The organism is Rhizobium sp. BK289, assembly GCF_014193575.1.
Taxonomy (GTDB): domain Bacteria; phylum Pseudomonadota; class Alphaproteobacteria; order Rhizobiales; family Rhizobiaceae; genus Rhizobium; species Rhizobium tropici_C.
Genome location: NZ_JACHZO010000006.1, coordinates 57,719 through 81,444, shown reverse-complemented (window position 1 = coordinate 81,444; position 23,726 = coordinate 57,719). Strand labels below are relative to the sequence as shown.

At 60.7% G+C, this 23,726-nt stretch carries 22 protein-coding genes and 1 pseudogene; 9 read left to right on the top strand and 14 right to left on the bottom strand.

What is annotated here, in order from left to right; all coding sequences use genetic code 11:
- The first annotated feature begins 45 nt into the window (after window positions 1-45).
- Both FHT84_RS13220 and rpoH read left to right on the top strand, forming a co-directional pair.
- The gene (locus tag FHT84_RS13220; protein WP_183762896.1) at window positions 46-1,071 is read left to right on the top strand and encodes an RluA family pseudouridine synthase; all 1,026 of its coding nucleotides are present in this window, start codon (window positions 46-48) and stop codon (window positions 1,069-1,071) included.
- Between the two features lie 370 nt (window positions 1,072-1,441).
- Window positions 1,442-2,350 carry an RNA polymerase sigma factor RpoH gene (gene rpoH / locus FHT84_RS13215; protein ID WP_112340468.1) on the top strand — a complete coding sequence of 303 codons (909 nt, stop codon included), beginning with the start codon at window positions 1,442-1,444 and terminating at the stop codon, window positions 2,348-2,350.
- A 92-nt stretch (window positions 2,351-2,442) separates the two neighbouring features.
- Here rpoH and FHT84_RS13210 read toward each other — a convergent pair whose 3' ends face one another.
- Window positions 2,443-4,017, bottom strand: a complete 1,575-nt coding sequence (locus tag FHT84_RS13210; RefSeq protein ID WP_246698536.1) for a hypothetical protein — start codon at window positions 4,015-4,017, stop codon at window positions 2,443-2,445.
- On the opposite strand from FHT84_RS13210, the gene FHT84_RS31435 reads away from it, so the two are divergent.
- A complete protein-coding gene (locus FHT84_RS31435) occupies window positions 3,979-4,851 on the top strand; it encodes a hypothetical protein (protein WP_246698535.1) in 873 nt (290 codons plus the stop codon). The two genes, FHT84_RS13210 and FHT84_RS31435, sit on opposite strands and share 39 nt — an antisense overlap.
- Before the next feature lie 10 nt (window positions 4,852-4,861).
- On the opposite strand, the gene FHT84_RS13205 is transcribed toward FHT84_RS31435, so the two are convergent.
- Window positions 4,862-6,157 carry an adenylosuccinate synthase gene (locus FHT84_RS13205; RefSeq protein ID WP_183762890.1) on the bottom strand — a complete coding sequence of 432 codons (1,296 nt, stop codon included), beginning with the start codon at window positions 6,155-6,157 and terminating at the stop codon, window positions 4,862-4,864.
- A 347-nt stretch (window positions 6,158-6,504) separates the two neighbouring features.
- Window positions 6,505-7,362, bottom strand: a complete 858-nt coding sequence (locus FHT84_RS13200; protein WP_183762887.1) for a GNAT family N-acetyltransferase — start codon at window positions 7,360-7,362, stop codon at window positions 6,505-6,507.
- Between the two features lie 327 nt (window positions 7,363-7,689).
- Here FHT84_RS13200 and FHT84_RS13195 point away from each other — a divergent pair, with 327 nt between their 5' ends.
- From FHT84_RS13195 to FHT84_RS13185, 3 genes are all read left to right on the top strand, one after another.
- Window positions 7,690-9,012, top strand: coding sequence for a UDP-glucose/GDP-mannose dehydrogenase family protein (locus FHT84_RS13195; RefSeq protein ID WP_112340472.1), 1,323 nt, complete (start codon window positions 7,690-7,692; stop codon window positions 9,010-9,012).
- A 71-nt stretch (window positions 9,013-9,083) separates the two neighbouring features.
- A complete protein-coding gene (locus FHT84_RS13190) occupies window positions 9,084-10,088 on the top strand; it encodes an NAD-dependent epimerase (protein ID WP_183762884.1) in 1,005 nt (334 codons plus the stop codon).
- A 5-nt stretch (window positions 10,089-10,093) separates the two neighbouring features.
- The gene (locus FHT84_RS13185) at window positions 10,094-10,867 is read left to right on the top strand and encodes an alpha/beta hydrolase (protein ID WP_183762950.1); all 774 of its coding nucleotides are present in this window, start codon (window positions 10,094-10,096) and stop codon (window positions 10,865-10,867) included.
- An 18-nt stretch (window positions 10,868-10,885) separates the two neighbouring features.
- Here the strand turns inward: FHT84_RS13185 and rutF are convergent, their stop codons facing one another.
- The 5 genes and pseudogenes from rutF to FHT84_RS13160 form a co-directional block, all read right to left on the bottom strand.
- Window positions 10,886-11,425 (bottom strand): NADH-dependent FMN reductase RutF, encoded by a 540-nt coding sequence (gene rutF, locus FHT84_RS13180; protein ID WP_181592280.1) that lies wholly within the window; start codon window positions 11,423-11,425, stop codon window positions 10,886-10,888.
- 179 nt (window positions 11,426-11,604) lie between these two features.
- Window positions 11,605-12,320: pseudogene (locus FHT84_RS13175) on the bottom strand (class I SAM-dependent methyltransferase).
- A gap of 125 nt (window positions 12,321-12,445) precedes the next feature.
- On the bottom strand, window positions 12,446-12,952 hold the full coding sequence (locus FHT84_RS13170) for a VOC family protein (protein WP_183762881.1): 507 nt from the start codon (window positions 12,950-12,952) through the stop codon (window positions 12,446-12,448).
- Window positions 12,952-13,341 carry a RidA family protein gene (locus FHT84_RS13165; protein WP_183762878.1) on the bottom strand — a complete coding sequence of 130 codons (390 nt, stop codon included), beginning with the start codon at window positions 13,339-13,341 and terminating at the stop codon, window positions 12,952-12,954. The genes FHT84_RS13170 and FHT84_RS13165 overlap by 1 nt, the downstream gene beginning before the upstream one ends.
- Before the next feature lie 62 nt (window positions 13,342-13,403).
- Complete coding sequence (locus tag FHT84_RS13160) at window positions 13,404-14,300, bottom strand: DMT family transporter (RefSeq protein WP_183762875.1); 897 nt, start codon at window positions 14,298-14,300, stop codon at window positions 13,404-13,406.
- 245 nt (window positions 14,301-14,545) lie between these two features.
- On the opposite strand from FHT84_RS13160, the gene FHT84_RS13155 reads away from it, so the two are divergent.
- Window positions 14,546-14,971: a hypothetical protein gene (locus tag FHT84_RS13155; protein WP_183762872.1), complete on the top strand. Its 426-nt coding sequence runs from the start codon at window positions 14,546-14,548 to the stop codon at window positions 14,969-14,971.
- A gap of 51 nt (window positions 14,972-15,022) precedes the next feature.
- Here FHT84_RS13155 and FHT84_RS13150 read toward each other — a convergent pair whose 3' ends face one another.
- The 3 genes from FHT84_RS13150 to ung form a co-directional block, all read right to left on the bottom strand.
- Window positions 15,023-15,634 (bottom strand): alpha/beta hydrolase, encoded by a 612-nt coding sequence (locus FHT84_RS13150; RefSeq protein WP_183762869.1) that lies wholly within the window; start codon window positions 15,632-15,634, stop codon window positions 15,023-15,025.
- 15 nt (window positions 15,635-15,649) lie between these two features.
- Entirely contained in the window at window positions 15,650-16,582 is a 933-nt protein-coding gene (locus FHT84_RS13145; protein ID WP_183762866.1) for a VOC family protein, read from the bottom strand.
- 167 nt (window positions 16,583-16,749) lie between these two features.
- Window positions 16,750-17,451: a uracil-DNA glycosylase gene (ung, locus tag FHT84_RS13140; RefSeq protein WP_113351624.1), complete on the bottom strand. Its 702-nt coding sequence runs from the start codon at window positions 17,449-17,451 to the stop codon at window positions 16,750-16,752.
- A 338-nt stretch (window positions 17,452-17,789) separates the two neighbouring features.
- Here ung and FHT84_RS13135 point away from each other — a divergent pair, with 338 nt between their 5' ends.
- Window positions 17,790-18,221: an AAA family ATPase gene (locus FHT84_RS13135; RefSeq protein WP_285166078.1), complete on the top strand. Its 432-nt coding sequence runs from the start codon at window positions 17,790-17,792 to the stop codon at window positions 18,219-18,221.
- A gap of 45 nt (window positions 18,222-18,266) precedes the next feature.
- On the opposite strand, the gene FHT84_RS13130 is transcribed toward FHT84_RS13135, so the two are convergent.
- Both FHT84_RS13130 and FHT84_RS13125 read right to left on the bottom strand, forming a co-directional pair.
- A complete protein-coding gene (locus FHT84_RS13130) occupies window positions 18,267-20,714 on the bottom strand; it encodes an FAD-dependent oxidoreductase (RefSeq protein ID WP_183762860.1) in 2,448 nt (815 codons plus the stop codon).
- Window positions 20,715-20,723: 9 nt separating this feature from the next.
- Window positions 20,724-21,602, bottom strand: coding sequence for a choline/ethanolamine kinase family protein (locus FHT84_RS13125; RefSeq protein ID WP_183762857.1), 879 nt, complete (start codon window positions 21,600-21,602; stop codon window positions 20,724-20,726).
- Window positions 21,603-21,913: 311 nt separating this feature from the next.
- Here FHT84_RS13125 and FHT84_RS13120 point away from each other — a divergent pair, with 311 nt between their 5' ends.
- Entirely contained in the window at window positions 21,914-22,723 is an 810-nt protein-coding gene (locus FHT84_RS13120; protein ID WP_112340485.1) for a DeoR/GlpR family DNA-binding transcription regulator, read from the top strand.
- Between the two features lie 58 nt (window positions 22,724-22,781).
- Here the strand turns inward: FHT84_RS13120 and FHT84_RS13115 are convergent, their stop codons facing one another.
- Window positions 22,782-23,663: a LysR substrate-binding domain-containing protein gene (locus FHT84_RS13115; RefSeq protein WP_183762854.1), complete on the bottom strand. Its 882-nt coding sequence runs from the start codon at window positions 23,661-23,663 to the stop codon at window positions 22,782-22,784.
- Between the last annotated feature and the right edge of the window lie 63 nt (window positions 23,664-23,726).

Genomic DNA, 23,726 nt, shown 5'->3' with positions numbered 1-23,726 from the left:
GCGTCCTTGCTTCCTGAAGAGCGCTTTGAGCGCCGGAGAATAGATTTGAGCGACCCCTTTAAAGAAGCCGCGGGCATTAGAAAAGTCCTAACCGTCGATGAAAATGCCGAAGGACGGCTGGATTCATGGCTGACGGCCGAGATCGGCGAGGAATTTTCCCGCAGCCGCGTGCAGGCGCTGATCAAGGACGGCGCCGTTACGCTCAACGGCGCGCCGGTGACCGACGCCAAGCGCAAGGTTCGCCTCGGCGACGTCTACGAGATCACCCTGCCCGAGCCGGAAGACCCGACGCCGCTGGGCGAGGATATTCCGCTGGACGTGCTCTACGAGGACGACGATGTCATTGTCATCTCCAAGCCCGCCGGGCTGGTCGTTCATCCCGCCGCCGGCAATTGGACCGGCACGCTGGTCAATGCACTGATCCATCATTGCGGCAGCAGCCTTTCCGGCATCGGGGGCGTTCGCCGTCCAGGGATCGTGCATCGGCTGGACAAGGATACGACTGGCGTGATGGTCGTCGCCAAAAACGATATCGCCCACCGGCATCTGTCGCTGCAATTTGCCGATCATGGCAGGACGACTTCGCTGGAGCGTGCCTATCAGGCCATCGTCTGGGGGCGCCCCCGCCAGCTTGTCGGCACCATCGATGCGCCCCTCGGCCGGTCGAGCAGCGACCGCACCCGCCGAGCCGTCAAGCGTCCGGATTCACAGGAGGCCGATGAGGCCATCACGCATTACGAGGTGCTGGAGCGCTTTCACGAGACGCCGGACTCGACTGCACTCGCCTCGCTGATCGATTGCCATCTGGAAACCGGCCGCACCCACCAGATCCGCGTGCACATGGCGCATATCGGTCACCCCCTGCTTGGCGACGCCGTCTACGGCGGTGGTTTCAAGACCAAGGCCAATCTTCTGCCGGAGACCGCAAAGCAGGTCGTCAACCGCTTCACCCGCCAGGCCCTGCATGCCTACATGCTGCAATTCGAGCATCCCCGTACCGGCGAGGTCATGCATTTCGAGGCGCCACTGCCTGGGGATATGGAAGAACTGGTTGAAGCTCTCAGGGGCTAGGAGTTCGTCTCCGGAGCGAGCGGCTGGACGTTCACGGCCTGCCGCCCTATAATGCCAGATATGGAGGACCGAAGTCCGAGCGCTTGTGTCTATCGAAAATGCGACCGCGTTTTCGAGGTCTATGTGACCGAGTTGCCTGTTGCCGGAGCATTCGGGAGGATAAACCCAAGGGCGAAGTCACGGCGGGACCGGCGGTCACGCTGCAATAACACTTGCGTGACCACATCCTTGAATCACCATTTCGCCGTACTTATCTTTACATTGGTTCAGTGCGGGGTCCTCGGACCCGTACGCCTTGGTCCGCTTCGAAGAAGGCGCGCAAAATACGCCCCCAGGAGGAACCAAATCTCGAATAGGAGGGTGCAAAATCATGGCCCGTAATACCTTACCGTCTATTGCTGCCGGAGAAGCCGGCCTCAATCGCTATCTCGATGAAATCCGCAAGTTCCCGATGCTGGAACCGCAGGAAGAGTACATGCTCGCCAAGCGCTATGCGGAACATGCCGACCGTCAGGCCGCGCATAAGCTCGTCACCAGCCATCTGCGCCTCGTGGCGAAGATCGCCATGGGCTATCGCGGCTATGGCTTGCCGATCGGCGAAGTCGTGTCGGAAGGCAATGTCGGCCTGATGCAGGCCGTGAAGAAGTTCGACCCGGAACGCGGCTTCCGCTTAGCCACCTACGCCATGTGGTGGATCAAGGCTTCGATCCAGGAATATATCCTGCGCTCCTGGTCGCTGGTGAAGATGGGCACGACGGCTAACCAGAAGCGCCTGTTCTTTAACCTGCGCCGGCTGAAGGGCCGTATCCAGGCTATCGACGATGGCGATCTGAAGCCGGAACACGTGGCCGAGATCGCCACCAAGCTGAACGTCTCGGAAGAGGAAGTCGTTTCGATGAACCGCCGCCTTTCCGGCGACGCTTCGTTGAACGCCCCGATCAAGGCTTCCGAGGGCGATTCCGGCCAGTGGCAGGATTGGCTCGTCGATGATCACGACAGCCAGGAAGACGTGCTGATCGAACAGGACGAGCTCGACACGCGCCGCCGCATGCTGGCGCGCGCCATGGGCGTGCTGAACGATCGCGAACGCCGCATCTTCGAGGCACGCCGCCTCGCCGATGAGCCGGTGACGTTGGAGGATCTCTCGTCTGAATTCGACATTAGCCGCGAACGTGTCCGCCAGATCGAAGTTCGTGCCTTCGAAAAGGTCCAGGAAGCCGTTCAGAAGGATGCGCTGGAACGCGCCAAGGCGCTTCGCGTCGTTGAAGCGACGGCCTGAAGCCTGTCTTCGGATAGATTTCTCTATAGGTGAAAATCAAAAGGCGGGCTGCGCAAGCCCGCCTTTTGCATATCCATCGATTTCAGAAAGCCTTACTGACCGTTCGAGGCGACACCGCCAAGTGCCTGCCATTCCGAAATCGCCTTGTTGAAGGCATCGGTGCCGGTCGGGCCTTTTTCCATCGTCAGCAGGGCGCGCCGGCCGTTGCGATAGACGACCGGAATATCGATCCAGTTACGGCTCTTCAAGAGATCGAGATTGGTCTTGCGCGCATCGGGGAAATCGTTGAGCGCGACCATATAGACATCATCGGTCACCTTGGCCGGCACCGCGATCAACGCATCGCCACGATCCTGCTCGGTCGCCTTCAACGCCACACGCTGGACATTATCGATCGCTCCGCCTTCGAAAGTCGGGGGAACCTGGAACGCCAGCTCGATCAGATGGCTCGCCGGAAGCGAGGAATCCGAATTTCGCGAAACGGTGATGGTAGCGGTCAGGCCGCGATCCGGAACGGTGATAAGACCCTGTACTGAAGGCTCCGGCCGGCCATCGGCCCCCTTGCCTTCCTGAACGGACCAGGTGACCGTGCCCTGGAAGGCGGATGGCGACGTTTGACCAAGGCGCTCCTCATAAAGGAAAACCTTCTGCCCGTTGGTAGCCGTCGCCGTCTGCTGCGTCACAGGCGGCGGCTGGTTGGCAGGTGCCTGCTGTTGCTGGCTGGCCGGGGGTGTCTGCTGGTCCGCGGAAGCGGATGGGTTCGGCGCGGTAGTCGCAGGTGCCTGGGTCTGCGCGGCAGCAGCATTGTTCGCCGGCGGCGTCGCCGTCGCGGAGGGTGCGGCGGAAGCGACATTCTGCTGCGCAACGGACTTGCCCTCGACGACACCCGGCTGACCGGTGGGGGCAGGCCCTTGATCCTCTTCCGTGCCATTGGCCAGAAGACGCTGCGTGAACTTCGTGTTGACCGTATTCGGGTCGCTGGTCACCGCGGCAACATCCGTATTGCCCACACCCGACGGCTGCTGGCTCGCCGGATTGTTCGGCTGCGGCGCGGCCGCCTGCTGCTGGGCGGGGGCGGAAGCGTTACCGTTCTTCGGTGCATTGTTGCCTGCCGTATCAGCCGCAGGTGGCGTTGCCCCATTCTTCGTTGCCGAGCTGACGAGTTTCGTCACCATGTTGTTGAGCGCATCACGGTTCAGCCAGGCCGCATAGCCACCGCCTCCAACGACCGCAAGTCCCACAAGCGTGACGATAATGCCGGTAATGTTGAGCCGACGGCGCTTCGGCTCCATGCGGAAACTGCGGCCCTGCAGTTTTGCCGCCATGCCCTGGTCGAGATCAGGCGGACCGGAGGAGCCACCACCGCGCTCGTCTTCCGCGCGCTTATCGAAGCCGGCAAGCTCCTTGAGTTCGCGCCAGCCATCGCTGGCAGCATCGGCATCAGGCGCCGTCTTGCTGGGAGAATGCACATCCGCAAAGAGATCGACGTCGTCAAAGGCGTTTTCCGGCATCTGCTGGACCGGCTTGGCAGCGGTAGACGAAGACTGCAATTCCTCGAAGACATCGGCATCCCAGACGAAGCCCTTGTTGATGGCCGGCGCCTTTGCGGTCTCGGATGCCTCGACGGGATGGCCGAACGGCGTCTCCGCGAAAGCTGCGGCCGGCATGACCGGCTCGGGCGCGGAATGACGAGTCGGCGCATCCACCTCGGCCCAGATCTGCTCGACCTGGCTTATGACGTCGTCGACCGGCGTATATTGCGCGCGTTGGTCGGGCGCGGCCTGGACAGGCTCAACGGCAACCGCCGGCGCTTCCTCCACGTGATGTTGCGGCTCGTCCTGATAAACCGGCTCGACCGCCGGCGCCTCATCTATCTCGGCATGGTGCTCGGCGCCGGCATGTTCAGCAGCAGGAACATGGAGTTCCTCTTCACGATGCGGCTCGCTCCATTCCTCGGCTACCTGATGCTCATGTGCATGGTCCTGCTCCACATACGAAGCAGGCTCTTCGTGAGCGGGCTCCTCACGGACAGGTTCTTCGTGGGCCGGCGGGGCAACGTCCGGTTCCTCATGGGCATGAGCCTCGGCCGGAGCCGCTGCAGGCTCTTCCACATCCGCTTCGGCATGGACGTCCTCAGCCGGATGTTGCTCGTGAACAGGCTCGGGCGCGACATCCTCGTGCACCGCAGGCTCTTGCACCTCGGGCGCTTCCGCGATCGGTTCCTCCGCTCCGGGAAGGGCCTCGGCATGCTCGGCCTCGACCTCGACGATTGCGGCCTCGAGCTTGTCGAGCTGACGGCGCAGCATTTCCTCGGGGGGGCGCGGCTTCATGCTCTCGAGCTGCCGCTGCACGGCACCGCGAGCTCGATCATAAACCTTGACCCGCATTTCGGGAGTATTTTCGGCCAGGCCGTCAACGGCCCGTCGAATAACTGCTACAAAATCCGCCATCAGTACTTTCTCATGATGCCCGGCGGGCAGCCGGGCCGGGATTCGTCATAGATACGCGACTTTAGCCCTCAAAGGGGTCAGTCACAAGTATGGTGTCCTCGCGCTCCGGACTGGTCGAAAGCAGTGCTACCGGAGCCCCGATCAGCTCTTCCACCTGGCGGACATACTTGATCGCCTGCGCCGGCAGATCGGCCCATTTGCGCGCACCGACGGTTGATTCCTTCCAGCCTTCGAGCGTGATGTAGATCGGCTCGACGCGAGCCTGCGCCGCCTGGCTTGCCGGCAGGTAGTCGATTTCCTTGCCGTCGAGCGTATAGCCGACGCAGATCTTCAGCTCGTCGAGGCCGTCCAGAACGTCGAGCTTGGTAAGCGCGATACCGGTGATGCCCGAAGTCTTCACCGTCTGGCGCACCAGCACGGCATCGAACCAGCCGCAGCGGCGCGGACGGCCGGTGTTGACGCCGACTTCGCGGCCGACGGTCGATAGATGCTGGCCGATCTCGTCATGCAGTTCGCAGGGGAACGGTCCCTCGCCGACGCGCGTCGTATAGGCCTTGGTGATGCCGAGCACGTAGCCGAGCGCCGTCGGGCCAAGGCCGGAACCGGCCGCTGCCTGTCCGGCGACCGTATTGGACGAGGTCACGAAAGGATAGGTGCCGTGGTCGTTATCCAGCAGCGCGCCCTGGGCGCCTTCGAAAAGAATGCGGGCGCCGGCCTTGCGCTGCTCGTCGAGCAGCCGCCAGACCTGATCGATATAGGGAAGAATATGCTCTGCAACGGAGCTGAGCTCATCGTGCAGGGCATCGAAGGAGATCTCGTCGACGCCCATGCCGCGGCGCAGCGCATTGTGATGGGTCAGAAGCCGGTCGATCTTGGCCGGCAGCGTTTCCGGCTCGGCAAGATCGCCGACGCGGATGGCCCGGCGGCCGACCTTGTCTTCATAGGCGGGGCCGATACCGCGACGGGTCGTGCCGATCTTCGTGCCGCTGTTGGAGGCAGCATCTTCGCGCATGGCGTCGAGATCACGGTGCAGCGACAGGATCAGCGGTGCGTTCTCGGCAATGCGCAGCACATCGGGGGTCACCGCGACGCCCTGGGCGCGTAGCTTTTCCACCTCGGCGACGAAATGGTGGGGATCGACGACGACGCCATTGCCGATGACGCTGAGCTTGCCGCGCACCAGCCCGGAGGGCAGCAGCGCCAGCTTGTAACTGACACCGTCGACAACAAGCGTATGACCGGCATTATGACCGCCCTGAAAGCGCACAATCACATCGGCGCGTTCCGAAAGCCAGTCGACAATCTTGCCTTTGCCTTCGTCGCCCCATTGCGAGCCGATCACTACAACGTTCGTCATTTATCCATTCCCGCTTCCTGCGCGCAGCCGCGCGCCTTGCTCAAACCCGCGCATCTATAAAGCTTTGTTTTTGGGAAAGCGACCCTGTTGTCTCAGGAGATTCGGCTTTTTGCATGACGAATCAGCCCCTCCAACAGGAATTTTCCCGGCCAGCGGCTGGGCGCACCCCGCCAATAACCCTCATCCAGCTGACTGCCCCTCCTCATAAAAGACCGGACTTGCGCGCGACGACATGGAAATATTCGGGCTCTGCCAAGACCGTCGCACCGGTTATACTCCGATGCCGTGATTATTCTTCCATCGAAGATCGGCGGCTCCCGCTCCCGGTTAGCACTAGAAGATTGTGGCTAACCGAGCTCGAGCGTGGTCACGCCAAAAACGCGATCGAGAGGTATTTCCGGCGCCTTGCCGCGATACATGCGAGCCGTTTCGAAAACCGGCGACAGGCCGCAATCTTCCGCAAGCTTGATGGCGTGAGCATTCTCCGCCGGCACATCCAGATAGACCGGCGCGCCCTTGGCCTTTGCAAGCAGCCTGCTCAGCAAGGCAAGTGCCACGTCCGGCTTATTGGCGAACAGCGGGCCGATCTTGTAGCCTTCGAAACAGCGCCGGATCGTGCCATAGCCGCGAACCCTGCTGCCGCCACCCACGATGAAGGATGCGCGCCTCTCCGGAGCACCGCACCACGCACGAATGAAGGAGTGGCGCAGACCGGGGAAGATTTCCGCATCGTAGTGCACCAATCCGTCAAGCTTGCCGTCGATTACCGGCACCACCTGCCTTGCCTGCTGCTCCTCCACATCGGGCACCTTTGGGATGCCGCCGTAGCGCAGGGTCCGGTACGCGGTCTCGAAGCCGTGGCGGCGATAATTTTCCTGTTGCGCGACGACGCCGTCCAATCCGACCGTGCGATTGCCCGCAAGCATCATGCCCTTGTTCCAGAGCTGCTTGCCGTATCCTCTGCCGCGAAGCTCCGGATGAAGAATGTAAAGACCGAGAAACGCGAAAGCCTCGCCGTATCGAACGACGGAGATGCAGCCGACAGGCACCTCTCCGACCGCACCGACCAGAAAGCCGGATGGATCTGCTTCCCAAAAGGCGGGAGCATCATCGACCCCGGGGTTCCATCCCTCTTGCCGAGCCCATTCCAGAGCAAGCTCCAGCTCACCAGCCCGCATTGTACGCACGGCAAAAGTCGACTTCATGCAATAGTCCCGAACCGCCCATTATACAGCCGCTCCCCACGGAACGATTGCGCCCAATTCATCATGCGGCAACATGATGCCAATCACAAGCGACAGCAATGATAAGCTGGAAATACAAAGGCTTCGTTTCACGCCGAGCACAAAGAACAACGCCAGTGGAACCACAGCAAGACAAACCGCCTTTTGTGACACTTCTATTGCAATTACTCCGGCAGGGTCGTCGCATATAGGCGTCCCTCGCGATCCTGTGTATAAGCACATTCAATCGCCAATGCCGGTTTCGTGCTTTCTCGTGGGATCCGGCGCCAGCAAAAGGAATGAAGTTTCATGCGCATCACGATGATCGGCTCGGGTTATGTGGGACTGGTGTCCGGCGTCTGCTTTGCCGACTTCGGCCACGACGTCATTTGCGTCGATAAGGACGCAAGCAAGATCGAGGCACTGCGGCGAGGCGAAATACCGATCTTCGAACCGGGCCTGGAGCAGCTCGTTGCGGACAATGTCCGCGCCGGCCGCCTCTCCTTCACCACGGACGTCGAAACCAGCGTCGCCGACAGCGACGTCGTCTTCATCGCGGTCGGAACACCTTCAAGGCGCGGCGACGGCCATGCCGATCTCTCTTACGTTTATGCTGCCGCCCGCGAAATTGCCGAGCATGTCAAAGGCTTCACCGTCATCGTCACCAAATCGACCGTACCGGTCGGCACTGGCGACGAGGTCGAACGCATCGTACGCGAAACCAATCCGCAAGCCGACGTCGCCATCGTCTCCAATCCGGAATTCCTGCGCGAGGGTGCCGCGATCGAGGATTTCAAACGACCGGACCGCATCGTCATCGGCCTCAACGACGAGCGCGCCCGCGGCGTCATGACCGAAGTCTACCGGCCTCTCTACCTCAACCAGGCACCGTTGCTCTTTACCTCCCGCCGCACATCGGAACTGATCAAATACGCCGCCAATGCCTTCCTCGCTATGAAGATCACCTTCATCAACGAGATGGCCGATCTCTGCGAGAAGGTCGGCGCTAATGTGCAGGAAGTCTCCCGCGGCATCGGGCTTGACGGCCGTATCGGCCCGAAATTCCTGCATGCCGGCCCAGGCTACGGCGGCTCCTGCTTCCCGAAGGATACGCTGGCGCTCGCCAAGACGGCGCAGGATTACGACAGCCCCGTGCGCCTGATCGAAACGACCGTGTCGATCAACGACAACCGCAAGCGCGCCATGGGCCGCAAGGTGATCGCGGCCATGGGCGGCGATATCAGGGGCAAGGCGATTGCGGTGCTCGGCCTGACCTTCAAGCCGAATACCGACGACATGCGAGACAGCCCGTCGATCTCGATCATCCAGACACTGCAGGATGCCGGCGCCACGGTGACCGGCTACGATCCAGAGGGCATGGAGAATGCCCGCCTGGTGATCGACAACATCACCTATGCGGACGATGCCTACAGCGCCGCACGCGATGCCGACGCGCTTGTCATCGTGACGGAATGGAACCAGTTCCGCGCACTGGATTTCGCCCGGCTCAAATCCGTCATGAAGGCTCCGGTCCTCGTCGACCTCAGAAACATCTATCGCCATGACGAGGTCACAAAGCACGGCTTTGCCTATACTAGCGTCGGCAGACCCTCGAACGACGCCACACTTTAGAGCGTTTACGCATTCCGAACGGAAAACCGCTACGCACTTTTCCTGGAAATGCTTTAAGCAAAGGCCGATCAATGCGCTATCTCATCACCGGCACCGCCGGCTTTATCGGATTCCACCTCGCCAGACGCCTGCTCGACGAGGGGCATTTCGTGGTCGGTTTCGACGGCATGACGCCCTATTACGACGTTAGGCTCAAGGAGAAGCGAACCGCCATCCTCGCACGCTCCAACGGTTTCAAAGCCGTCACCGGCATGCTGGAGGACAAGGCGGCGCTGGATCACGCCGCCGAACTCGCCGAGCCGGATGTGATCGTCCATCTCGCCGCGCAGGCAGGCGTCCGCTACAGCCTCGAAAATCCGCGTTCCTACGTCGATTCCAATCTCGTCGGTTCGTTCAACATCCTGGAATTGGCAAGAAACCTGCAGCCGAAGCACCTGCTGCTTGCCTCCACCTCGTCAGTCTATGGCGCCAACGAAAAGATCCCCTTTGCCGAAAGCGACAAGGCCGACGAACAGATGACGATCTATGCGGCGACCAAGAAGAGCATGGAGCTGATGGCACATAGCTACGCCCATCTCTTCCGTGTGCCCACGACAGCCTTCCGCTTCTTCACGGTCTATGGCCCCTGGGGCCGTCCGGACATGGCGCTCTTCAAGTTCGTCGATGCCATCAAGAACGACAGGCCGATCGAGATCTACGGCGAAGGCAAGATGAGCCGCGATTTCACCTATATCGACGATCTCGTCGAAGGCATCGTGCGTCTCATCGGCGTCGTGCCGTCGGAGGAAAACCGCGTGGTATCGGATGCGGTCATCGACACCCTGTCGAAGAACGCTCCCTTCCGCGTCGTCAATATCGGCGGCGGCCAGCCCGTCGGCCTGATGAGTTTCGTCGAAACCATCGAGACGATGCTCGGCAAGAAGGCGATCCGCAAGATGCTGCCCATGCAGCCCGGAGACGTCCACAACACCTATGCCGTGCCGGACCTCTTGATAGCGCTGACAGGCTTCAAGCCGCAGATCGAAGTCGAAGAAGGCGTGCGGCGCTTCGTCGAGTGGTATCAGGAAAACTATTGAGCAAAATGACAGGCATCGTCGAAACGGAACATTGGATCGAGAGCGGCGCCGGGCGCCTCTATGCAAAATCGTGGACACCGGATGCCGGGACCTCCCTGCCGCCGATCATCCTCTTTCACGATTCCCTTGGATGCATCACGCTCTGGAGAGATTTCCCGGAGCAGCTCGCTCATTCCCTCGGCCGTCAGGTGATCGCCTATGATCGGTTGGGCTTCGGTCGATCCGATGCCCGCACGGACGTTTTGCAGCAGAACTTCATGGCCCTGGAGGCCGGGCAGGCTGTGCCGCTGCTATGCGAGCAGTTCTCCATCCAGGAGTTCGTCGCCTGTGGGCATAGCGTGGGCGGCGGCATGGCAGTTGAAACGGGAGCACGCTTTGGCGAACGCTGCCGGGCCGTGATCACCATCGCCGCTCAGGCTTTCGTGGAGGAGAGAACCCTGCAGGGCATCAGGAGCGCGCAGCAGGAATTCAGATCGACCGAGACCTTCGCCCGGCTTGCGAGATATCACGGCAGCAAGACCGATTGGGTGCTGCGCGCATGGATCGACACCTGGCTTGCTCCCGAACGCGCCGAGTGGAGCCTCGACCCTGCGCTTGAAAAGCTACATTGCCCGGTGCTTGCCATTCACGGTGACCGTGACGAGTATGGTTCCGAGGCCCATCCACGCCGGATTGCGGCCGGACGTGGGTCGCTCCATATCCTGCCGGACACCGGACATTCGCCGCATCGCGAACGCCCTAGCCTCGTTATGAAAGCCATCGAAGACTTTCTGGCGTGAAGCGATGAGAAGGCCGGCTTACTCGGCCTGACCGGCGGAATGATAGGCCCGGTCGAAATAGATGAGTCCCTGTCCGCCATCGCGCTGGCGGATGGCATCGACCTCGCAGAACAGAATGTCATGCGTGCCGCCATCGGCCCGACGCACAATCCGGCAATCGAACGACACGAGAGCATCTTCGAGCACCGGCGCACCGGTGGACAATTCCGACCAGGAAGCGGCTGCGAAACGCTCGGCGACCGGGGTCTTGCCACCGAAGAGACGCGACAGATCTTCATGCGCTTCCGACAATACGTTAACGCAGAGCACGCCATTTTGCGTGACGGCGGGATGAACGGAAGCGCCGCGGTTCAGGCAGACGAGCAAGGTCGGAGGACTGTCGGTGACACTGCAAACCGCAGTCGCCGCAAAGCCGGCAAGCCCGGCTGGACCATCGGTCGTGACGATGTTCACGGCTGCCGCCATCCGTGCCATGGCGTTACGAAAATCGGCGCGCGCAATATCTGGATCGGCGACGGGCACCGCCCTCTCGATTGCCACGGAGGTTTTCATGTTCATTCCCACAGTCCCCTAACTCGCGCCGGATAACCCACACTATCTGGAGGATCGATGCGCCTCAAGAAACGACATTTTACGGAAGCGGCTCTTCGCGAGCAATTAGTTCCCCATAAAATCTATAAACAAAGGAAAATAACCAAGGCAGGAACCGAAGCTGTGAGGATATTCCGAAGCAGGTTTCAGGTTCGGGTGGAAATCAGAAGAAACATCGGCCGCTCGCGCTCGATTGCCCAATCCGGATGGACGGCGAGCTCCTCGTCGCTCGGCGACCATTCCTCGACATGCGCAATGGCGAAGCCCGATTTGATCAATAGGTTCAATGTCGTGCCCATCGTCCGATGCTGCTTGACGACGCCTTCGGCGAGCCAGTTCGTCACCCGCGGCCCCTCGATCTGATAGGCGCTGAGCGGCCAGACCTTGTGACCCTCGGCATCATCTAGCCATTCCGGCCGCCGTGGCGCCATATAGATCGGATGCTCGATCGAAAAGATTAGCCGACCGCCCGGCTTCAGCGCTTGACGGATCGTCGCCAGAAGGCGTGCAAAGCCTTCGATATAGTGGAAGGCCAGGGAACTATAGACGAGATCGAAGGTTGCCTCGGGAAGCTGAAGTTTCTCCAGATCGGCCCGGTCATAGCGAATGCATGCATCCGCCGTCTCGGCGCGAGCCCGCGCCAGCATCTTCTCGGAAACGTCGAGGCCCAGCACGCTGGCGGCCCCCTGCCCGACAGCCCACCGGCAGAACCACCCGAAACCGCAGCCGAGATCGGCGACGTCGAGGCCCTTCATGTCAGGCATCAAGGCACGGATGGCGGGCCATTCGGCCCGTCGATTGAGCGCTGCAGGCGGCTATAGCCCTCAAAGAAGGCCGGATCGTCGTAGATATTCTGGGTCATATTCGTCTTCTATCCTCTGCGCGGCCCGGAAGTGACCGTATCGGAGGCATAGTTCGTTTCCTCTTCGCTTAGACCATAAACATGCCGACGGAAAGCCGGTTGAAAGGGAGGTTCGGCCGGACCGGTCAAGCTGCCGGCTTTGGCCGCGATAGCCACTGCGAGTAGGGCTTTACGCCGAAATCCGGATCCGCCGCCTCATCGAGCACATGGATGAATTCGATCGAATGCCCGTCGGGATCCGAAAAATATTGCGACACGGCCGGCACCCAACCGCCAACGACCGGCTCATCGAGCGGCTCGCCATTAAAACCCTTCGGCTGGACGCCATAAGCCTTCAATGCAGCAGCGGAGCCGAGTACATCGGCAAGAGAGGTTCTGAACGCGATATGAAGGCGCATCTTGAGAGGGGAGCTGCCGGTTTCCCACAGGCCGAGCATGCCCATGCGTTTATCGTCGATCCACAGGAAGGCGACATTCCTGCTCTCGATGACGGTTGCAAGCTCCAGCTTCAGGACGTCGCGATAGAAAGCGATTGAGCGCTGAAGATCGGCAACCGTCAGATGTGTCTCGTAAAGGCCCAGAATGCGGGGCATCGACGGATCGGCCGAATGCTCGGCATGACCGGTCGTCATCACATCACCTTCGCCGCCGTGACCTCGACCTCGACCAGAAACTCGGACCGTGTAAACCCGCCGACGATCAGCAGCGTGGAGACCGGTGCAGGATTTTGGACATAGCGATCGCGCACGGCCATATAGGCGGGAAAATCCTCGCGCGTGGTCACGAAGCCGCCGATACGGATGACGTCGGCAAACCCCATGCCGGCCTCCTCGAGGATAGCACCGATCGCTTTAAAACACAGTTCGGCCTGGCCGGTAACATCAGGCGGAATGCGATCGTCGATACCGATGCCGAGCTGGCCGGACGTGACCAGCAGGCTGGCGCCCGGCGGCACCAGCAGGCCGTGATTGTAATTGCCGAAAGGGCGGCGGACGGATGGGGGATTGAATACCTTTTTCATCGATACCGACTCCTAGTGGACCGGACCGATTTCAGCATTTTGATTGTATGCCGACAAGCCGTTCAATGCGCTTGCGCTGAAATATCAGCCCGATTTCGGCGCACTTCCAACAAGATATGTCCGAAAAGTGCTGCAAGCACAATCGGCCCGCCGATGAGCGTTGCCGTCGACGGACGCTCGGCAAAGACCATCCAGACCCAGAGCGGCGTCAGAGGCACTTCGAGCGCTGTCAGCAGGGCGGCATCCGAGGCCGGAACCAGCCGCGAGCCGAATGTATAGAGACTGAGACCCATCGCATTCTGGATGATGCCGAAGGCGATGATCAGCCCGAGATCCTGTCCGGAGATCGAAAGCGGCGAGGCAAACCAGAAGGTGATGAAAGAGCACAGCCAGGCGGAAAGCGCCATGGCCGGCAGCATCGGCACATTGCGATGCTGCCGCATGACGACGGCAAGGCAGGCGACGGTCAGCGTCATCATCGCGGCCAGCCCCTTGCCGAGCCAGCTGCCGGCATCGCTCACATGGCCGGAAAGCATGACGAGCACGCCGATGAAGGCAACGCCACTGGCAATCAGCGTCCTCATGTTGGGACGTTCGCGGATGAAGAGAAAAGCGACACCCGCGGTGACGAAGGGCACGGTCGCATAGATGACCATGGCATCGGCGACCGACGTATAATAGATCGAGCCAATGCCGCTGATCATGGATGCGGTGGAAAAGATTGTCGCCGCCAGCGAAGGACCACCCATGGAGCGCAGGATGCGAAAAGCGTTGCGGCGCTCGATATAGAAGAAGAGCGCAAAAACGCCGAGGCCGGAGACGATGCCGCGGCAGAACAGAATGGTCATGAGATCGGCATGGATCGCCCGCACGAAAAGGCCCGATGTCGACCAGGCAAGCGCCGAGAGCGCGACATAAGCCACACCCAACCTATATTGCTGCTGTTCCCCCGCCGTCACGATGAAATCCCCTGCCCCGTCGAGGCAGATCATTAGCGGGTGGCCATGATGCCTACAAGCTGAGCTTGCGTCGCAGCGTGTCGCTGACGCCGGAAGATCACGAGGGTTGCAGGAAGGTCACGCCACACCCTGCCGTGAGCAAACAAGAGGCGTCGTCTCAGCGTTATTATTGGCAAGACCGCTTTGATCTTGCACATCTTTACGATCGCTCTACCGTTCTGGCGGCTTCATCGAAGGAGAATCAATTGCGCCTGCTGTCGGCCACCTTGTTTGCGTGCGGCTGCGTCAGCCTGGTCGACGGCCCGCTATGGCCGCCGGCGCAAACCTATGTCGACAAGACGGTGCAATGCAGCCAAAGCGACAATCCCGGCCGCTGCGAACACACACGCGACAGCTGGAAGGCCGATTATGAGGAAGCCATCGCAGGCGAGTATCGCGCGCAGAAGCATGTCGCCCTGTGCCTGAGCACCGGCTGCGACGAGGCGATCCAGCCCGACAAGATGCTCGGCTGCGCTTGGCGCATGGTCATTGCCGAATCACAACATGCTCTGCCTGACAGCATGGATGTCGCAAATCTCAACCGCTTCTGCGGAACAGGCTATCTCGACGAGAACGGAAAACTCGCAGCCGCCTCGCAAGCGAAGGCGATGCTGCGCCTCATCGGCAAATAGCAGGCCACGCGGCAGGAGCTGTCTGCCGCGTGGCTTGGTCATTTTTCGAGCTTACGCGTAGGGCACAAGGAATTTGCCGATGGCCTCGATCTCGTTAGGGCGAATATCGTGACCGCCCGGATGCCATTCGAGGGTGACCTCTGCAGCCTGCCGCGCAAAGTAATCGGCGAGCGACTTGGTGACCGGCGCCGGCGCGATCGGATCGCGCTCACCCGCGGTGATCAGCACGCGCTTGCCTGCCAGCCTGGCATTGTCCTTCGGCTGAAAGGGGATCAGCGGATGCATCAGCACCGCCGCATCGAACAGATCGCCATGCTCGATCAGGACGTTGGCGAGGATATTGGCGCCGTTGGAAAAGCCGAGGCCGAGCACCTGCGATGCGCCATATTCCGCCGCCAGTTCCGAGACATATTTCGCCATCTTTTCCGTCGCCCTGGCAAGATCGGCCATGTCATAAACGCCCTCGCCTGTGCGGCGAAAGAAGCGCGCCGCGCCATATTCCGAGACATCACCGCGCGGCGAGATGATGGTGACGTCCGGTAGCAGCCGGGCAGCGAAATCAAAAAACTGGTTCTCGTCGCCGCCGGTGCCATGGAAGGTGAAGAAAATAGGCTTTCCGGGTGCACCGGCCTTCAGCCGGTGCACATAAGTCGTATCCGTCATGATCTTTCTCCTGGATTAGCCTTCCAGCGGTTCGAGATGCTGCTCGATCAGCCCACGCAGATGCGCATGTTGTTCTGGCAGTTTCAGCGCCTCGCCAAGATGGGCCGTATCCTCATCGCGGTTGAAGCCAGGTTCGTTGGTGGCGACTTCGAACAGCACGCCGCCCGGCGTGCGGAAATAGATCGCCCAGAAGTAATCGCGGTCGATGACCGGGGTCACCTGATAGCCCGTATCCATCAGCGCCTTGCGCACCTCGAGCTGCTTTGCGCGGTTCTCGACGGCAAAGGCGACATGGTGGACGGAGCCGGCGCCCGGAAGCGCCCGATTGATGTTCGGCATCGTCTCGAGGTCGACATAATCGGCGCCGTTACCGCCGGGAATGGCAAGCCGCTTGATGCCATCATGTGTATCGACGACTTCGTAGCCCATGTACTTCAACAACTCGGCCGTGGCGCCTTCATCCCTGAGCCGCATGGCGACGGAATGGAAGCCTCTGATGGCATGCTCGGCATCGACCCCGTTATGCGTCCAAGGCTGCCGCTTGTCGTCCTTGACCTCGACGAGCGCGAAACCATCGCCATCCGGACCGGCAAAATGCAGGCGCTTCTGGCCGAAGGATTCGTCGGCCTTCAAGCCCTCGACGCCATGCTGGCCGAGCCGCTCGGTCCAATAGCCGATGGAACCTTCCGGAACGGAATAGACTGTGTTGCCGACTTCACCGGTGCCCGGGCGGCCGCGCGCCATCTTCGGGAACGGGAAATACGTCATGATGGTGCCGGGCGTGCCGATCTCGTCACCATAGTAGAGGTGATAGACATCGGGAGCGTCGAAATTCACCGTCTTCTTGACGCGGCGCAGGCCGAGCGTGTCGGTGAAGAACTTGTTATTGGTCCGGGCGTCTTCCGCCATCGAGGTAACGTGGTGAAGACCTTTGATCTGGTTAAGCATCTTAAACCCCTTGTCTCGCCTGCACCGGCAGGCGTTTCTCATGGGCAGAAGATGGTCTTGTCGGCCGCGTTTCGATAGCCCCGAATAGCCAAACGGATTGTCTTCAATGAGTGAACGATAAATTCGGATCGTTCACTGATGTAAGCTACGATCCGGAAAGCAGCGCCTTACTGAGCATCCGGATTGCTTGGCAGTGCCCAATCGATCGGATCCCGGCCATGCGCGACCAGATAGGCATTGGCCTTGGAGAAATGCCGGCAGCCGAGAAAACCGTTATGAGCCGATAGCGGCGACGGATGCGCCGCCTTCAGCACCAGATGGCGCTCGGTATCGACGAAGGCGGCTTTCTTCTGCGCATAGGAACCCCAGAGCATGAAGACGACGCCGTCGCATTCATCGTTGACCCTGCGGATGACGGCGTCGGTGAAGCGCTCCCAGCCCTTGCCCTGATGCGAGGCGGCCTGGGATTCCTCCACCGTCAGCACGCTGTTGAGCAGAAGCACACCCTGCTTTGCCCAGCTTTCCAGAAAGCCGTGGCGGGCCGGCGGAATGCCGAGATCGGTTTCCAGTTCCTTGTAGATATTGACCAGCGACGGTGGGATGCGCACGCCGGGGCGCACGCTAAAGCAGAGCCCATGCGCCTGGCCGAAACCGTGATAGGGATCCTGCCCGAGAATGACCACCTGCACCTCGTCGAGCGGTGTCAGATCCAGCGCCCGGAAATACTCGCTGCCACGGGGAAAGATCACCTTCCCGCGCTGCTTTTCCTCGACAAGGAAAGATTTGAGCTGCTGCATGTAGGGGCTTTCGAACTCCTGCGACAGCGCCTCTTTCCAGCTCTCCTCAAGCTTGATGTTCGCTTCCGCCATCGTTTCCGGCCTCCGTCTGTTTTCAGCATGTCGATTGAGGATGAAAGCGCCGGCGTGTCAAGAAAATGGCGGACGCCGCGGCGGGGAGATCACAGTTTTCGGGAGGTGGTGGGGTCTGGTTCCAAGCTCGTCTCGTAAATGACGTAATCACAACAGCAGGACACGCAAGCGTTGACAAGGCGGTTCGCTTCCGCCAATGAAAGCCATCCCAATTTTCCGACCGGTGTCTCATGCTTCCCTTGCATTCCCTTGGCGAGCGCATCGTTGTGCTCGGCCCCTCCAATGCTGGCAAGTCAACCCTGGCGGTTGCACTCTCCAAGAAGCTCGGCTTTCCGACCGTGCATCTCGATCAGCTTCATCACCTGCCTCATACGGACTGGAAGCAGCGCCCCGAAGCAGAATTTGCCGCGCTCCACGATGCAGCGATTCTTGGCGAACAGTGGATCATGGAAGGCAATTATACGCGCCTGATGCCGCAACGTTTGGCTCGCGCGACCGGCGCCATCCTCATCACCTCCAATCATTGGCTGCGCTTTTCCCGCTATCTCAAGCGGACCCTGATCAACCGCTCAGATCGAGCAGGCCATCTCGAAGGCGCCAAGGACAGCGTCAAATGGGAGATGATTCACTGGATACTCGTGAAGACCCGCAACAGTGGCGCCAAATACGCAAAAATTCTTCAGGAAGCTAATTTGCCGATGGTGGAATGCCACACAGCGGAGGCGCTCAATGGCCTTTATCGGGCTTGGGATCTGCCGAGCAGGCGATAGGCCTCATACCGAAATGGTCTTCGAGTTAATACACGCGGTCTACAATCACCCCTTGATCCGTACCATCTGCGGATCATAAAGCGGCTTCAGCGACACCCGACACGGCACTCGGCTCTGCGCGACATCGAGCTCGTAGCGGCCGGACAGCACGAAATCCTCCGTCACGCCGCCGGGATCGCGGACATAGCCGTAGCCGATCGCCTTGCCGATCGTGTAGCCATAGCCGCCGCTCGATAGCCAGCCGACACGCTGGCCATCGCGATAGATCGTCTCGCGGCCGAGAAGCACGGTTTCGGCATCGTCGGGCACGAAGCAGGCGAGCATCTTCTTGACGCCCAAGGCCAGCTGGCGCTCGATCGCCTCCCTGCCGCGGAATGCGACGTCCTTCTTCGTCTTCACCGCCCAGGCAAGCCCTGCTTCGATCGGAGTATGATCCGGCCCAATATCCGAACCCCATGCACGATAGCCCTTCTCCAATCGGCAGCTCTCGATGGCGCGATAGCCGGCATTGATAAGCCCGTATTCGCGACCAGCCGCCATCAGCACGTCATAAACGCTAGTGGCATATTCCACCGGCACATGCAGCTCGTAACCGAGTTCGCCGACATAGGTGATGCGCAGCGCCCTGACGGGGCAGCCGGCGATGCCGATAGTCTTCACCTTGCCGAAGGGGAATGCGGTGTTCGAAACATCCGCCGAGGTCACGGCCTGCAATATCTCGCGCGACTTCGGCCCCATCAGCGACAGGACCGAATAGGCGGAGGTGACGTCTACCAGTTCCGCATGCATCTCGGGCGGAATATTGCGAGCGATCCAATCGAAATCACGCGTTGCGAAGCCGGTGCCTGTCGTGATGTAGAATTCATTCTCGGCGATGCGGCCGACAGTAACGTCGCATTCGATGCCGCCACGGTCGTTCAGCATCTGGGTGTAGGTCAGTGCGCCAACAGGCTTGACGACGTCGTTGGAAGCGATCCATGAGATCGCCGCCTCGGCATCCCTGCCCTTCAGCACGAATTTCGCAAAGGAGGTCTGATCGAAAATGACGGCCGCTTCGCGCACCGCCTTATGTTCGCGGCCGACGGCATCGAACCAGTTCTGCCGTCCATACGTGTACTCGTCCTTCGGCTCCTCGCCCGCAAAGAGATCGGCAAACCAGTTCGGCCGTTCCCAGCCGAGCTTTTCGCCGAAGCAGGCGCCCTGCGCCTTCAGCCGATCGTAAAGCGGCGACTTGCGGCAGGGCCGGCCGCTGGAATGCTCCTCGAAGGGCCAGGCCATGGTGTAATGCTTGCCATAGGCCTCCAGCGTGCGGGTGCGCACCCAGTCGGTGTCGAAATGCGGGCGGCCGAAGCGCCTGATATCGACAGGCCAGAGATCGTAGGGCGGTTCGCCCTTGGCAACCCATTCGGCGAGCGCCATGCCCGCCCCGCCGGCGGATGCGATGCCGAAGGCATTGAAGCCGGCGCCGACGAAGAAACTCCTCAGTTCCGGCGCCTCGCCGAGAATGAAATTGCCGTCGGGCGTAAAGCTCTCCGGGCCGCACAGCAGCTGCTTGATGCCGGCCGTCTGCAGCGCCGGCACACGCACCAGCGCCTGCTCCATGATCTGCTCGAAGTGGTCGAAATTGCTGTCGAGCAAGGTGTAATGAAAATCTTTCGGGATGCCGTCGAGTGCCCATGGGATAGGATCGGGCTCATAGCCGCCCATGACCAGCCCGCCGACCTCTTCCTTGTAATAGGTCAGCCGATCGGGATCACGCAGCGTCGGCAAGTTGGACGGCACGCCGAAGGATTCGGTGATGAGGTATTGGTGCTCGACGGAGACCAGCGGCACATTGACGCCAAAACGGCTTGCAAAAGTTCGCGTCCATTGCCCCGCGCAGACGACGACGCGCTCGCATTCGATACGGCCTTTCTCGGTGATGACGGCACGGATCCGGCCCTGGTCGATCTCCAGATCGAGAACTTCGGTATCCTCGAAGATCGACACGCCGCTCATGCGGGCGCCTTTCGCCAGCGCCTGGGTGATATCGGAAGGATTGGCCTGACCGTCCGTCGGCAGGAAGGCGGCGCCGACGAGATCGTCAACATCCATCAGCGGCCAGAGATTGAGCGCTTCCTGCGGCGTCAGCAGGTGCATCTGCAGGCCGAAGGACTGCGCCGTCGTCGCCTGCCGCTTTACCTCGGTCCAACGCCCCTCGTTGCAGGCAAGGCGCAGGCCGCCATTCATCTTCCAGCCGGTGGCAAGCCCCGTCTCCGCCTCGAGCTTCTTGTAGAGATCGACGGAATAGCCGAGCATCTGTGTGATGTTGGCGCTGGTGCGCAGCTGGCCGACGAGGCCGGCAGCATGGAAGGTCGTGCCCGAAGTCAGCTTCTTGCGCTCCAGCAGCACGGTATCGGTGAAGCCGAGTTTGCCGAGATGGTAGGCCGTCGAGCAGCCGATGATGCCACCGCCGATGACGACGGTCTTTGCGGTAGCCGGCAGTTCCTTCATGACATTACCTCAAGAATGGCGATAATCCTGCCAGGCGCTCTCGAAGCGCCTGAGATTTTCAACTGTATAGGAAGAATAATCGAATTCGATGTCGGAATGGATTTCCGAAACCATGCTCCACATCGTCTCGCGCAGGAGTGAGGCGCATTTCATCGCCTGATAGCGCCGATGCAGTTCATCGCCGACGGGAGCCTCGAAATAGGCCTCCAGCATCGCCTCTTCCTGCGCCTCGGAGAATTCATTGTTGGAGGCAAGGCCGCCCAGATCGAACAGCGGCGTGTTGAACCCCGCATAATCCCAATCGATCAACCACAGCCGCTTGCCGTCGTCGAGGAAATTCGCCGCCAGCAGATCATTGTGGCCGAAAGCGATCTCGAAAGGACCCGCTTCGCGTTCGAGCCGCTCTGCCGTCTCCAGAAAGGAAGGCAGCATCGCTCGGTGCCGGCTACCGCCGGCCTCGAGAACGGCCGCATAGTCCCTGACCACATGGAAGACCCAGAAGATCGCCGCCTGCCCACGAAAATACTTGCCGACGTCGCGATGACAGGACCGGACGAGCGGCACGGCACGGCTCATCATGGCTGGATTTCTCATATCATCGGCCGACAGCGGCCTCGCATCGATATAGTCGAGCACCAGTATGCCGGGTTCATGATGGATCACAGCAGGCGAAAGACCGGCCGCATGGGCAGCCCTGCTCGCCGCCAATTCATTGGCGCGGCTGATGTGGTGAACGGGAATATCCGCCCCAAGCCGGACGACGAAACGCCGGCCTGCGTTGCCGACCAGATAGTTGCGATTGGTAATGCCGCCCGCCAGCGGGGCGATCTCGATCGCCCCGTGCCAGATGCCCAGAGAGTGGATCCTGTCTTCCGGCGTCGCAGCCATTCCCCCTCCGGTACCACTGCTGAGCATCCTTCGGATGAGAAAGGTCCCTTACAAACGCGAAGCTGTCAAGGGCACCCCACAAAATGAAACGAAGATTTGGCTTTTTGTTGGTTTCGAGAGGCCACTCGAATTGGATGAGCTATGGATATCGCGAATACGGCGCTTCACCATAGGTGAGATTTGTCTTAAAAACTCAAGCGCGAGGCAATCGGATCAAGCTGTGCGAACTGGCGCCTCTGGCGGCGTCAGGGGTCAGTTATTGTGGACGCCAGGCACATTTCGGGATCATACCCTCAATAGGATCAGCAACCATGTCGGGCATATCCCAGCCACCGCTTCACTCCAATCATCGCGAACGCGAGATTCTGGAGGAACTGCGCCTGGCCGGCGGCGCGAGCCGCATCCAGTTCCTGGCCGAACGGCTCGGCGTTTCCGAAGAAACCATCCGCCGCAATATCCGCAGCCTGGAGGCCAACGGGCTCGTTACCAAGGTGCATGGCGGCGTCCACATCAAGGATTCGATGATCGAGCCGCCGCTGCATCTGCGCATGAACGAGAACGCGGAGGCCAAGCGGATGATCGCCGCTTCGGTCGCCGCCATGATCGAGGATGGAGACGCACTCTTCCTCGATGTCGGCTCGACCACCGCCTTCATCGCCGTCGCGCTGCAGAAGCATCAGAACCTCTTCGTCGTCACCAATGCCGTCGCGGTCGCTCACGCGCTTGCCACTCGCAATGGCAACCGCGTCTTTTTCGCCGGCGGCGAACTGCGCGGGCATGACGGCGGCGCCTTTGGCATGGAGGCCGCCAATTTCCTGCGCCGCTTCAACATACGCCATGCCATCCTGTCGGTGGGCGCCATCAACGCCACCTCCGGCTTCATGCTGCACGATTTGGAGGAGGCGGAATATTCCCGGGAAGCGGCCGGCCGCGCCGAAAACTGCATCATCGTCGCCGACAGCGCCAAGTTCGGACGCAGCGCGCCCATTGTCCTCAACGAACCGTCAGCATTCGATAAGTTGGTCACCGACGATACACCGCCATCAGACATTCGCGCCATGCTGGAGCGCAACAACATCGAACTCGTGGTCGCCAATCGGCAGCGGGCCGAGCGGCGATAGATTGAAAGTGATGCTATCGGCATCGCCGGCATCCGCTTCCGGAATGCATTGAATCTCCTCAATCCTTGCACATCGCCTCAAGCGTCAGCGCCGCCTTGCTCGCATGACGCTCCTTGTGACGCAGCAGCCGGAAGCTGCGGACGGGCAGATCGAAGGTTGCTTGAACAAGCAAACCCTGTCCGAGATAGGCGCTTGCCGCAGCACTGGAAACAGCCGCAGCGCTTTCCCCGGCACAGACGGCGGACAGCACCGCCTCATTGGAGGGGAGGACGAGCGCCACGTCGAGATCTCGCGGGTTTGCACCGAGCCTGGCGACCGCATTCTCGAATTCCGAACGCGTGCCCGAGCCCTCCTCGCGCATCACCCAGGAGGTGCCGGTGGCGAGGTCGGCCGCGGTCAACCGCCGACCATCAGCCCAGGGATGATGCGGCGGCACGACGATGACGAGCGCATCCTGAGCGACGGTCTTCATCGACAGCGCCGGCGCATCTACTTCGCCTTCGATGAAGCCCAGCTCGGCCGCACCGTCGATAACGGCTTCGGTTACGGTTCGCGTATTGCCGATCGTCAGATCAAGTTCGATGCCAGGATAGTCGCGATGAAACCGCATCAACAGAGGCGGCAGCCAGTAGCTGGCGATGGTCTGGCTCGCATAGATGCTGAGCCGGCCGCGCTGCAGCCCACCCAATTCAGACAGCATGAGTTCCGCCGAGCGCACGCGGGCGAGCGTCGCCTTGGCTTCACCCAGGAAGGACCGTCCCGTCTCCGTCAGCTCGATCCGCCGGCCGACGCGATGAAACAGCTCCACGCCGTAATAGGCCTCGAGATTCTTGATCGCCGAGCTGACGGCCGAAGGCGTCAGATGGATGGCTTCGGCGGCATTGGTCAGATGTTCGCGCTCGGCGACGGCGACGAAAATTGCGAGCTGCTCGAAGGTCATGGGAAATCATTCTAATTTATCGAATGAAACATAGGATAATATTCGATGGATGTCGACATCGAC